This window comes from Devosia sp. MC1541 (assembly GCF_012847305.1).
GTDB lineage: Bacteria > Pseudomonadota > Alphaproteobacteria > Rhizobiales > Devosiaceae > Devosia.
On the sequence record NZ_JABBDZ010000007.1, the window covers coordinates 152,614 to 164,881 of the forward strand.

Annotated in this window: 11 protein-coding genes; 1 reads left to right on the forward strand and 10 read right to left on the reverse strand. The window is 58.9% G+C overall.

What is annotated here, in order from left to right; translation table 11 throughout:
• The first annotated feature begins 68 nt into the window (after nucleotides 1-68).
• The gene (gene hemN / locus HKD40_RS10005; RefSeq protein WP_169195601.1) at nucleotides 69-1,424 is read left to right on the forward strand and encodes an oxygen-independent coproporphyrinogen III oxidase; all 1,356 of its coding nucleotides are present in this window, start codon (nucleotides 69-71) and stop codon (nucleotides 1,422-1,424) included.
• A gap of 12 nt (nucleotides 1,425-1,436) precedes the next feature.
• Here the strand turns inward: hemN and HKD40_RS10010 are convergent, their stop codons facing one another.
• The 10 genes from HKD40_RS10010 to HKD40_RS10055 all read right to left on the reverse strand — a co-directional run.
• Entirely contained in the window at nucleotides 1,437-3,437 is a 2,001-nt protein-coding gene (locus tag HKD40_RS10010; RefSeq protein ID WP_169195602.1) for a hypothetical protein, read from the reverse strand.
• On the reverse strand, nucleotides 3,434-4,579 hold the full coding sequence (locus HKD40_RS10015; RefSeq protein WP_169195603.1) for a chemotaxis response regulator protein-glutamate methylesterase: 1,146 nt from the start codon (nucleotides 4,577-4,579) through the stop codon (nucleotides 3,434-3,436). The genes HKD40_RS10010 and HKD40_RS10015 overlap by 4 nt, the downstream gene beginning before the upstream one ends.
• Nucleotides 4,576-5,433 carry a protein-glutamate O-methyltransferase gene (locus HKD40_RS10020; RefSeq protein ID WP_169195624.1) on the reverse strand — a complete coding sequence of 286 codons (858 nt, stop codon included), beginning with the start codon at nucleotides 5,431-5,433 and terminating at the stop codon, nucleotides 4,576-4,578. The genes HKD40_RS10015 and HKD40_RS10020 overlap by 4 nt, the downstream gene beginning before the upstream one ends.
• A gap of 83 nt (nucleotides 5,434-5,516) precedes the next feature.
• Nucleotides 5,517-5,981 carry a chemotaxis protein CheW gene (locus HKD40_RS10025; RefSeq protein ID WP_169195604.1) on the reverse strand — a complete coding sequence of 155 codons (465 nt, stop codon included), beginning with the start codon at nucleotides 5,979-5,981 and terminating at the stop codon, nucleotides 5,517-5,519.
• A gap of 91 nt (nucleotides 5,982-6,072) precedes the next feature.
• Entirely contained in the window at nucleotides 6,073-8,172 is a 2,100-nt protein-coding gene (locus tag HKD40_RS10030; RefSeq protein WP_169195605.1) for a methyl-accepting chemotaxis protein, read from the reverse strand.
• On the reverse strand, nucleotides 8,172-8,660 hold the full coding sequence (locus tag HKD40_RS10035) for a chemotaxis protein CheW (protein ID WP_248306003.1): 489 nt from the start codon (nucleotides 8,658-8,660) through the stop codon (nucleotides 8,172-8,174). The genes HKD40_RS10030 and HKD40_RS10035 overlap by 1 nt, the downstream gene beginning before the upstream one ends.
• Nucleotides 8,657-10,636, reverse strand: a complete 1,980-nt coding sequence (locus HKD40_RS10040; RefSeq protein ID WP_169195606.1) for a chemotaxis protein CheA — start codon at nucleotides 10,634-10,636, stop codon at nucleotides 8,657-8,659. Before HKD40_RS10040 ends, HKD40_RS10035 begins: the two co-directional genes overlap by 4 nt.
• Nucleotides 10,633-11,001: a response regulator gene (locus HKD40_RS10045; RefSeq protein WP_169195607.1), complete on the reverse strand. Its 369-nt coding sequence runs from the start codon at nucleotides 10,999-11,001 to the stop codon at nucleotides 10,633-10,635. Before HKD40_RS10045 ends, HKD40_RS10040 begins: the two co-directional genes overlap by 4 nt.
• Before the next feature lie 11 nt (nucleotides 11,002-11,012).
• Nucleotides 11,013-11,333: an STAS domain-containing protein gene (locus tag HKD40_RS10050; RefSeq protein WP_169195608.1), complete on the reverse strand. Its 321-nt coding sequence runs from the start codon at nucleotides 11,331-11,333 to the stop codon at nucleotides 11,013-11,015.
• Between the two features lie 643 nt (nucleotides 11,334-11,976).
• Nucleotides 11,977-12,268, reverse strand: a 292-nt coding sequence (locus HKD40_RS10055) for an ecotin family protein (protein WP_282567890.1), incomplete at its 5' end; no start/stop codon positions are given.

Here is a 12,268-nt window from a genome sequence, read left to right on the forward strand (position 1 = left end):
CCCAATCAAATGGCGACGGGCGATGGAGCGCTAAAAACGGGTCAATGACATTGGCCCGGAGCCTTCCCATGGCGCTGACGACCGCACAATTGGTGGATCGCTATTCCGCCCCTGTTCCGCGTTACACAAGCTATCCCACCGCGCCGCATTTTCATGACGGCATCACAGGCGAAACCTATGCGCAATGGCTCAAGGCATTGCCAGAGGACGCAACGCTCTCGCTCTACTTCCATATCCCCTATTGTGATCGGCTCTGTTGGTTCTGCGGCTGCCACACCAAGCACACGCTGCGCTATGAGCCGGTGGCGGACTATCTCCTTGCGCTTTACGCGGAGATGGATTGGGTTTCGCGCCAGCTTGCGGGGCGTGGAACTGTTACGGCGATCCACCTCGGGGGCGGTTCGCCAACCTTGCTCAAGCCCGCCGATCTCCTCGCGCTAAAACGCAAGATTGCGGACGGCTTTACACTCAGCCCCGAGGCAGAGATTAGCATTGAGATTGACCCCAATGATCTCGATGAGGGGCGGTTTGACGCTTTTGCAGAGTTTGGGCTGACGCGGGCCAGCATTGGCGTGCAGGATTTTGACATCACCGTGCAAAAGGCGATCAATCGGCTGCAAAGCTATGAGCAGACCGCGGCTGTGGTGCAGGCGGTACGCAGCCGGGGCGTGCGCTCGGTCAATCTCGATCTCGTTTATGGGCTGCCTCACCAGACGCTTTCGGCGCTGGAAAAGACCGTCGCCAAGGCGCTGCTGATGGAGCCAGATCGCTGCGCGCTCTTTGGCTATGCGCATGTGCCTTGGATGAAGCCGCATCAGAAGATGATCGACGAAGCCACATTGCCCGGCCGGCATAGCCGGTTTCAGCAGGCACAGCGCGCGGCAGAAATGTTCACCTGGGCGGGCTATCGCCCGATTGGCTTTGATCACTTTGCCCGGCCCGGCGATAGCCTCGCCATTGCTGCCGAGAACGGCACGCTCAAGCGCAATTTTCAGGGCTATACCGATGATGCGGCCGATGCGCTTATCGGCTTCGGGGCTTCGGCGATCGGGCAGTTTCCGCAGGGCTATGTGCAAAACATTGTGGCGACCGCGGACTACAAACGCCGGGTGCATGAGGGCAAGCCGGCCACTGGCAAAGGCGTGGCGCTAACACAAGAGGATCGCCTCCATCGCCACGCGATTGAGCGTCTGCTTTGTGCCTTTGCCTTGCGGCCGGAGGATTTTCACGAGTTTGGACGGGCGGGGGCAAATCTCTTTGAGAGCGCCGTGCTGATGGCCGAAAGCGACAGCGACGGGCTGCTGACGCTTTCCGGCAATTCAGTGGTCGTCACCGATACGGGCCGACCGTTCGTGCGGGCCATAGCGGCGCGGTTTGACCAATATCTGACCCTCGGCGCGGCCCGACATTCGCTGTCGGTCTAGGCAAGGGATAGCTTAGAAGAAGATGTCGTCGAGATCGTCGGCATCTTTTTTCTTGGGCTCAGGGTCCGTCACACTGACTTCGGGCGCTTCGCTCAAGAGCTCAAAGCCGTCAATGTCGCTGGTTGGGCTGGCCACAATTGGCTCCGGCTCGGTGCCGAAATCATCAAAGAAGACATCCTCTTCCGCAGGCGCTTCGATAGCGGCAGGGGGGGCGGCTTCAAAGAGATCGAAATCGCCTAGGTCAGAGCTTTCAGAAGCCGGGGCATCGGGTTCATCAAAGCCGAAGAAAATGTCGTCATCGGCTGCGGCGGGGGCAGCTGAGGCTGCAGCGGTGGCCGCAACGACAGGGGCGCCGACCAGACGATCATGGATCTGGCGCTCGGCCTCCATGGTGTAGAGTTTGCGCAGCTTGGCAAAGATCGGTTTGAGGGCGTCCGGCAGTTGCTCTGGCGTGTCTTCGCCGCGCAAAGCCTCTATTTCTGCCTTGATGGCGTCGAGCCGTTCAACGAGACGGGTCTGCCCTTCGAGCCCGCGCTCGGCCGCTTCGAGCAGGCGAATGACGCGCGGTGCGTCGGAGTTAAGCTGTTTGAGCGCGACCGAGATGCGCTGATCAAGCTCCAGCAGGATCGCCAATGCCGCCTTGGCCCGCCGCTCCAATTCCCCCACGGGGCCATCCGCGCTTTGCGCTTCAGCATCGTGGAGCTTGCTAGCAAATGCTGTCGCCTTCGTCAGTTGCTCCATCGCAGCTTGCGCAGCGGTGACTGTTTCAGCAGTCAGCTCGCGCAACTGCATGGCGATAATGGTAAGCGGCGCGCCGCGCGGCCCCATCTGGGCGCAGCGCACGGCGGTGTTGAGGCTGACAAGATGCATGCTGGCTTCGATTTCCTGAACCGCTTCCACATGCTCGAGCAGCTTGCGCACCAATTCCTGAACGGAAATGGAGGTCGCCTCAAGCTTACCGCGCTCGCCTTCGAAATCATTGACCGTGGTCACAGCGGTGCCCACCTGCACGTTCAGAGTCGAGATGGCCGAACCGCTGCCTTTGCCATCGCCCTGAAACTCCTTGCTCAAGGAGATGATGATGCTGGCGTCCGAGACCAACTCGCGCAGAGCGTTTTGGGCCGCGCTGACCTCATCGGCGAAGGTGTCGATGCAATCGCCAAACAATTCGTCCTGCAAGGCGGCGAGTGCCGCAAGGCAGAGCGGCAGATGCTCTGGCGCAATCGCTTCGCCTTCAAAACTGCCATTTTCGGCTAGGGTTGAGAGCGCGCTCAGCAGTGCCTCGACATGCTCAAGCCGCTGACGCGTGGCGTCGCCCACCTGCAGCGCCATGACAGTGCTGCCAATACGTCCCGTGATCTGCCGACCGACGCGTCCGGTTTCAATACTGGACTCGGCGGCGAGGAACTGATGCTGATTGAGCCCGGTAATGGCCGTGCTGAGGTTTTGCGCCAGTGTGCTCAGCGTGTTGGAATGGGTGCTTTCAAAGGCAGAGCGCTGCAGCGACGCCCGGCTCACCTCATCGGCAAGCTGGCGATAGACCTGCGCAAATTCCTGAATGGTTTTGCCCGCCGTATCGGACAGGGTTTTGATGTCGGCGGTGAACACCTCGAAATCATCGTCATTGCCGACAATGCCTGCGGCGGTGACGCGCGCATTGATCGAGACAATGCCCATCATTTTGATGGTGCGGCGCAGGGCATCGATGGGCGAGGAGGCTGCCGTCACGACGCCGACGAGGCTATCAAGGTCAGTCTTTTCAAAATCAAAGCGCTCGGACAGCGTCAGAGCGCGACCCGAAACTGCATCGAGATGCTGAACCGCTGCGCCGACTTCCTCGCCCTGCAAGGCGCTGGGCATGGCTTCGAACAATCGGGTGAGCGTATTGAGCAAGCTTGCCCCTTCGCTCAGGCGATCGCCAGCGTCGACAAAGGCCGCTTCAATGGCTTCACGTGGTTTGCGCACGTCCTCTACGAGGGCGCGAAGCTGTGCTGGATCAAGCTGAATGGTCATGCGCTGTCTCCAGAGCTGTTGTGAGCATGGGCAAAGGCGGCGATCTCGGCGGCCATGCGATCGAGCGGGCGAATTTTTACCGCCGCGCCGCGCTGCACCGCTTCCTTGGGCATGCCATAGACCACCGAAGTCGCCTCGTCTTGCGCGATGGTGGTGCTGCCCATTCCGCGCATTTCGAGAAGGCCGTTTGCGCCGTCGTCGCCCATGCCGGTGAGCAACATGCCCAAGGCATTTTTACCAGCGGACTGCGCGACCGAGCGGAACAGAACATCGACAGAAGGACGATGGCGCGCGACATGAGGGCCATCATCCAGACGCACGGTGTAGCGTGCGCCATTGCGCACCAAAACCATATGCTGATTGCCTGGAGCGATGAGCACCTGACCGGGCAGAACCACATCGCCATCTTCAGCTTCTTTGACCGTGACGGCGCAGGTGGTGTTGAGGCGGCGCGCAAAGGCGGCGGTGAATTTTGCCGGCATATGCTGGACGATCAGAATGGCCGGGCTGGTTTCGGGCAAGGCCTCAAGCACTTCGCGCAAGGCTTCCGTGCCCCCGGTCGAGGCACCAATGGCAATTAGCGGCTCTGTTTGCGGCAAGCGCGCGATAAGATTGGTGCGGCGCAGATCGGTGAGCGGCGGCAAAATCGCGTCTGCCGTCAGCTTGCCTTCGACCTTGATCTGGGCGACCGGGGCCGCAACGCGGCGCTTGGCCGTGCCGGGCATACGGGCATGGGCCGCGGCCTTGGCCGCATCGCAAATGCGCATGCTCGATTCATGTAGGAACTGCGCCGTGTCCATCTGCGGCTTGGCCACAATATCGACGGCGCCCGCTTCCATCGCCTGCAAAAACATGTCGCTGCCGTCTTGCGTCAGGCTGGAGCAAATCACCACCGGAATGGGGCGCTGGGACATGAGTTTGCGCAGGAAGGTCAGCCCATCCATGCGCGGCAATTCGATATCGAGGAAGATGACATCGGGCACTTCATGGCGAATGCGTTCCACCGCCACATAAGGATCGGTTGCCGTCGCCATAACCTCAAGCTCGGGGTCCGAGTTGATGATATCAGAGAGCGCCGTGCGCACCGAGGCGCTGTCGTCGACAACCAGCACGCGAATTTTGGAGGTGGTCAGCTCAGTCATGCAGCTACCGTTGTTTTCTGGAACACCGCAGGGGCGATTTGGTGGAAACCGGCCGAGGTCCCAATCATGGATTCAGAATGGCCCAGAACCAGATACCCACCCGGACGAAGGTGGCTCATCAGCCGTTCTATGACCGCCTGCTGATCGTTTTTCTCAAAATAAATCAGAACGTTGCGCAGGAAGATGATGTCCACGTCACGGTCAACCGGATAGCTGGTTTCCATCAGATTGAGATAGTTGAAGCGCACACGCTGGCGCAGTTCAGGGACGATGCGCACGTCATTGCGGATGCCGTTGCGACGCGAAAACATCAGATATCGGCTTTGCATCGCCTTTGGCACGGGAGCAATTTGCTCTTCTGGATAAATCGCCATCTGGCCAATTTTGAGCACCGAGCGCGACACATCCGTCGCCAAGATCGCATAGCGGAAGTCTTTGCTTTGGGCTTGCAACTCGGCGAGCACCATAGCGGCTGTGTAAGCCTCGGCTCCAGTTGAGCTGGCTGCGCTCCACACTTTGAGCAGCGGCGAAGCTTCACCCAGTCGCGCCTTGAGGAGTTGCGGGACCATGAGGCTGCGCATCAGCTCAAAATGGTCGCTTTCGCGGAAAAAATCGGTTTTGTTGGTCGTTACCGCATCGATGAGATAGGGCAGCTCATTGTCGAGCCCGCCCTGCCGAAACAGGTAATCGCCATAGGTTCGGAAACTCTTGAGCGAGAGCGCGCGGACGCGCTTGCGCAGCCGCCCTTCCACCATGGACTGTTTGGCCGGAGGCAAACGAATGCCGATCTGCGACGAGATAATGTTCGCGATACGGTCATAGTCGACGCTGGAGAGGTGATCCAAATCACCCACAAGCGGTGTGGTGGCGGAGGCGTGCAAATTGATGTCCAAACGATAGAAGGCACGACCGGCAAGACTGCCGATCGTGAATTGGGTCAAAGAGCGGAAGTCGCAGCGGTGACTTCTTTTTTCAAAAGCCGATCAAGATCGAGCACGACGACGAACTCGCCTTTGCGTCGACCGACGCCAGCAATGCCGTGATCGCTCCAACCGCTGTTGACGGTCGGCGCAGGATCAAGCGTGTCATCGTCGAGAACGGTGACTTCAAACACCCGGTCGGTTTTGAGACCCACGGTCATGCCGCCATTGGGGCCCTCGACCGACAGCACCAGAATGCGACTGGTTTCGGTGTCGGCCGCAGCGGGCATGTCGAGCGTCAGACGCAAATCGAGAACGGGGACAGATGCGCCCCGCACATCAATCATGCCCAGAAGATAGTGAGGCGCACGCGGCAAGCGTGCGATTGGCCGAAGATCCAGAATTTCCTGCACCTTGCCAACCGGCACGGCGAACACTTCGTCAGCGACGCCTAGGGTAACGTATTGAGATAATTCAGCCATTCGACAATCCAAAGCGCCGCAAAGCAGCAGCAATCAATGTTTGGCTCCGGCCGCTCAAAACGAGCGACCGGACCTGCTTATGGTTGAACGTTCAAACGTTCGGGCGACGGGCGAATTCGCTGTCGATTTCGTCCTGACCATCATCGCTGAGGTCGAGGTCGAAACCACCGCCCTGCGCAGATTTGGAGGCAGAACCTTCGGACTTGCGCGCTGCCGCGCGGACAGGCTTGGCCTTCTCAACCAGCGCTGGATCGACGCGCTTTGGTTCACGCGCTTCTTCTTCCAGACGGAAGTAGCTAATCGCCTGTTCGAGCTGTTCGGCCTGGGCCGCCAGCTGATCCGAGGTCGAGGCCATTTCTTCAGCCGCGGAGGTGTTCTGCTGGGTGACCTTGTCGAGCTGCTGGATGGCAGCGTTCACCTGCATAGCGCCAGCGCTCTGCTCACGGCTACCAGCCGAGATTTCCTCGACCAGTTCAGCGGTGCGCTGAATATCGGGAACCAGCTTGGCCAGCATATCGCCTGCCGACTGCGCAGCCTTAACCGTTGTGCCCGAGAGGGTCGAGATTTCAGCCGCGGCACTCTGGCTGCGTTCAGCCAGCTTGCGCACTTCGGAAGCCACAACCGCAAAGCCACGGCCATGTTCACCGGCACGCGCCGCTTCCACCGCTGCGTTCAGCGCCAGAAGGTCGGTCTGACGGGCGATTTCCTGCACAACCATGATCTTTTCAGCAATGGTCTGCATGGCGTTGACGGCATTGGTCACCGCTTCGCCGGACGCCTTAGCGTCGGCAGCAGACTGACGCGCAATCTTTTCGGTCTGGGTGGCGTTTTCAGCCGACTGCTTAATGGTGGCAGCCATCTGTTCCATCGAGGCGGATGCCTCTTCGGTGGACGAGGCCTGCTCGGTTGCACCCTGGCTCAGCTGTTCGGCGGTTGCCGACATTTCCTGGCTGCCAGCAGCAACATTGCGGGTGGCGCTGACGACTTCGGACACGACTTCACCGAGCTTGCCGGTCATCATGTTGAGCGCAGTGATCAGATCGCCCACTTCGTCATTGCTCTTAATCTCGGCCTTGGCATTGAGATCACCAGAAGCGACGGCTTCAGCCAGTTTCACCGCACGACCGAGCGAGCGAGTGATTGTCGTGGTGATGAAAATTGCTGCGATTAGCGCAATCAGCGCCGACACGAGCATCAGGCCAATGAGGAAGTTCCGGTCGGTTTCAAAGGTGTGGCCGGCTTCAGCAACCGACTTCATCAAATACTGGGCATTGCGATCAATAATCTGATCGACCAATGCCATGGCTTCGAGACGGAATGGCGCAGCCTGCTGGGTCGAGATCGTGTAGCCGACATAGGCCGAGCGCTGCATTGCCAAATCGACGGCTTCGTCCATCGCGCCAGCAAGCTCTGTCAGCTGTGTCATTGCCGAGGCAAAGACCGCAACCTCATCACCAACGGCCAAACGCTCAAGGCGGGTTACGCCAGAGAGCATACGGTCCAATACTGCGCGATAGTCGTCATACATGGCCTGTTGGGTGGCCGGTTCGTCAGACAACAGCATGATATTGCGATGCATGGCAAAAACATCTGCCGTGTCGGTGAACATGCGCGTGTAGCCGATATAGGCTTCAAAGGCGGCGTCTGCACCAGCAGGGTTTACCTGCTTTAGGGCTTCGTAGCGCGCTGTTGCAGCATCGCGCAGCGACAAGGCCGTCTGCTCGAACGCCATTTCATGCACCCCCGCATGCTCTAGGCTCAGCGCCATGGCCTCTCGATCGGTATCGCGCAGGGCCAGATCGGCCACCTGCACCGCGTAATCCCAGTAGACGTCAACATTTTTGACGAATTGCTCAAAGGCAACCAGATCGGCTTCGTCGGTCAGGCGACCGGCAACGTTCTCGATTGCAGCACGCAGGACTTGGTAATTGGCTTCGAGATCCGAGCGGATCGCGACCCGCTCATTCGGTTCCTTGATAATCAGCAGAGAATTGGCTTGCTGAGACACGTTCAAGAAGCTGGTTTTGAGATTGGCCAGATTTACCGAGCGTGCAGCAATATTGCTGATCAAATAGGAGGACTGAGCGTTTTGCGTCGAAAGGCTGTTGATGGCGAGCAGATTGCCCGCGCCCGCCAAAATAACGACAAGGCCAAAAACTGCTGCCAGTTTGAGTTTAATGGATAGGCGCACTAAGCGAGCCTTTCTTCTGATGCTGCATTAGGCGCTGTTCTGGCGCCCTGGCTTTGAAATATGCGTCCCAGATCGGGAATGATGATGAAGCCGCCGTCGCGCTTGCCGATGGCTTTGACCAGTTCGGCAGGCCAGCGCATGCCGACCTTGGGGGCGTCTTCGATGTACTTGCCCTCAATGTCGGTGACGTCGCTGACCTTGTCGGCCAAAACCCCGAGAACGGTCGGCTCGCCATCGATTTCGAGTTCCATCACGACGACACGGGTGTCGTGATCGGCGGGCGGACGCGGCATGTTGAACACGACCCGAAGATCGGTCAGCGGCACGACGCGGCCACGGAAGTTGATGAGATGGGCGGCGAACTCAGGCGCATTGGGCACGAGGGTCGTCGGCACCGGCTCGAGAATTTCGCGGACACGCTCAGCTTCGAGGGCGAAGATTTCGTCGCCTAAGCGAATGGTGAGCGCTTTCATATCGGATTGGGTCATGATGCGGCCCTCTCAGAGCGACCAACGTAGCTTTGTCCTGCCGAAACCAGATGGGCCGTATCCAAGATGAGCGCGACCGAGCCGTCGCCCAAAATGGTCGCGCCCGAGAAGGTGCGGATGCCGCTGTGCAAACGCGACAGCTGTTTAATGACGGTCTGGTTGTTGCCGATGATCTGATCGACCACGAGCCCAACGCGCCCTTCGCCAGACGAGACGATGACCACCTTTTGGTGCTCACCGGTGACGCCAGGCGTCTGGAACACTTCACGCAAGCGCAAATAGGGCACGAGGCTTCCACGGATATCGAGGAAATTGCGGCCCGAACGCGTCGCTTCTGCCTCGGCGGTCAGCTCAACACATTCTTCGACGGCGGCCAGAGGGATGGTGTAGAGCCCATCGCCAACGCGCACCAACATGCCTTCGATAATCGCCAAGGTCAGCGGCAAGCGCAGGCTTGCAGTGGTCCCGGCACCGGGATTGGTGTTGAGCTCGATGGTGCCGCGCAGACCATCAATGGTGCGCTTAACAACATCCATGCCCACCCCGCGTCCGGAGAGCGAAGTGACCTGCTGGGCGGTCGAGAAACCGGGCGCGAAAATCAGCTGATAGAGCTCTTGGTCGCTCAGCTTGGCATCGGCAGAGATCAGCCCGTTTTCTTCGGCCTTGGCGCGAATGCGCTGAGCGTCGAGCCCGGCACCATCGTCGGTCACCGAAATGGCAACTTCCGCACCGGAATAGGTCGCCGAAAGGCGCACGATGCCGGTTTCCGATTTGCCGCTCGCGCGGCGACGATCTGGAGATTCCAGACCATGATCCACGGCATTGCGGATCAGGTGCACCAGAGGATCGGCCAAACGTTCGATGACATTTTTGTCGAGCTCGGTGTCTTCACCGGCGGTAACAAACTCAATCGGTTTGCCCAGCTCGCTTGAAAGGTCATAGACTAGGCGGCGGAAGCGGCTGAACAGCGTCCCAATCGGCACCATGCGAATGCCCATGGTCGTATCGCGCAGACCAGAGGACAGGCGTTCCAAATCTTCCGCGACCGATTTCAGCGTCGCATCGTCCGAATGCGCAGCGAGCTGGCTCAGGCGCGCTTGCGCAATCACCAATTCGCCAACCCGATCCATCAGCTCGTCAAGACGCTCCGCTGGCACCCGCAGTGAGGTTGAGGCAGCTTTGTCGCCTGTCGCATCGGCCTTGGCCGAGGCAGCAACCTTCGACACCGAGCTCGGTGCAGGTTCGGAGGGCCCCGAAACGGGCGCAGGAGCGGCTTCTGGTGCCACCTCGACCAGCGTTAATTCCATGGCATCGCGCAGGAACATGAAGACGTCGTCGATCGCACCGCTTGGATCGACTGCGTCTATATCAACGCGCCAGCCGATGTGTGGCACTTCAGGATCAAGCGTATCGAGGGCCGGAACGCGCTCGGTCAGTGCCATGACTTTGGTTGGGCCAATGTCGGCGAGTTCGGCAAGCAAAAGCTGCGGATTAGTGCCAAAAACCAAAGCGTCCGACGGCAGATAAAACTCAAGCCGCCAGGATTTAATCCCATCCGGCGCCACGCTAGGCGCCGCAGGAGCGACATCAGCCGCTGGCGCAGTTGCACTGGAGCCGACGATAACGCGCAGACGCGAGAGAATAGCGTCGCCGTCGACGTCGGTCTCCTCGTCCTCAATCAGCGCGCTAATGTAATCTTTGGCTTCGAGCGCAATATCGATCAGGCGCGAGCTGGCGTCGCTCTGGCCCTTGCGGACGCGATCGAAAGCCGTCTCGAACTCATGGACGAAATTGGCCACCGCGGTGAAGCCGAACATCGCCCCGGAGCCCTTGATGGTGTGCAGGGCGCGAAAGCTGGAGTCGATCAACGCACGATTTTGCGGATCTTGCCCAAGGTCAAGCAGCCCGCTTTCGAGCTCTTCCAAAAGATCACGTGCTTCCTGACGGAACGTTTCCGCAGGATCTATCCCGATCATGCGCCCGTGACTTTCTTAATAACCGCAAGCAATTGGTCTTGCTTAAAGGGTTTTACGATCCAACCCGTCGCACCGGCCTCTTTGGCCTGGCGCTTGAGCTCGTCGTCGGACTCGGTGGTCAGCAAAATGATCGGCACGCCCTTGCTGGAGGGGTGCTCACGGAATTTACAGACAAACTCAATGCCGTTCATGACGGGCATGTTGAGATCGGTCAGCACGGCATCGATCGGCTGCGCGATCGCCTTTTCGTAGCCTTCGGCGCCATCGGCAGCCTCAACCACGTCATAACCGGCAGTCATGAGCGTCATCGACACCATCTGCCGAATGGAAGCAGAGTCATCGATGGTCAAAATGGTTTTAGCCATAGTTCAAGCCTTCACTTCTGTTCAGGATTAAGGGGCCAGAACGACAAGTCGGCTTGACCAGCTGACAACAGCCCCAAGCTTGTAAGCGCGTCCACGAGGGCGGGAGCAAGCGGCTCTGCCATGCGCACTGTGGTCTCGTTTTGATCCGCCAAACGCTTGGCAGCCAGCAGGGTCTGAACGCTGGTGAGATCAGCATGAGTGACCGCCTGCGTGTCGACGAGGACACTTGCGTGATCTTGAAGGGCCTGACGCAAAACGTCCGCCACACTGGTAGCGGCTTTGACGCCAATGTCGCCGTCAAGACGAAGAATATGCTCGAGCGTACTGGTCATACAGAACCTCGAGACGAGCGGTTGGCGGTGGAAGGCATTCTGTCTTTCTGTCGTTCTTCTGCCGACAGGCGTGAGCGCTCCGTCCCTTGCAATTCATCAATTACAAGAAGGAATTCGCACCCATGCTGTGAGCGGCACGCAGTAACTAGCTGCCACTCATGAATCAGACGTTACTTTTGTTGTGCGCTTACAAAGGGTTATGAAGTCACCGCGCTTGGTTAACAATCAACTTCGACAAGTGAATCCAAGAAATTAGATTCTACTGGCGAGTTAATTCAGCGCCATTTCTCACTGGCCGAGCCACTACCGCTTCGGGGACCCAACTAAACACTAAAGCAAAGCTTGTTTTTCACCGCGCAAGACAGCACGCGGTGACTCTGGGCTCAACGCCCGGCAAGAGATACAACTGTCGCGCGGACCACAGCACCTGCGCAGAACGACGCAAAAATGCTGTTTTTGTCCTCTAACGCTCACCCAAGTGTGAAGGCACTGAGTCGACTGCGACAAGATAGCCCGCCTCAAGAAATCCCTTAAATTTCGAGCGCTCCGAACGCGTAAGCACACGTTACAAAAACGGTGCACCTGAGGTACGCCGTTCCAAAAGAGCTCTAAAGTCCGCGTCAACCCAGACGGGCTAGAAACGCTATTTTACGATCTGCTCTGCATCGGCACGCCAGACGCGGAAACGCAGCTCAACATCCTCGGGCGTATAGACAACGACAGGCAGCTGAAGACCCGCAAGAACTGGCTCGCTGAGCCTGCGGCTGCGATTGTGGTCGTCTGATTTCCGTGTTTGAGCAGATTTGGCGCGGCGTTTGGCGATCGGCGGTGCCCATTGACGGCGTTTCCCGGTCATCCGGGCAGACTCATGGCGCGGTTGCGCGCTTTTCGTGGAAGACGAGGCGGTCGAAGTTGTAGGCCAGATTGGCCAAGGT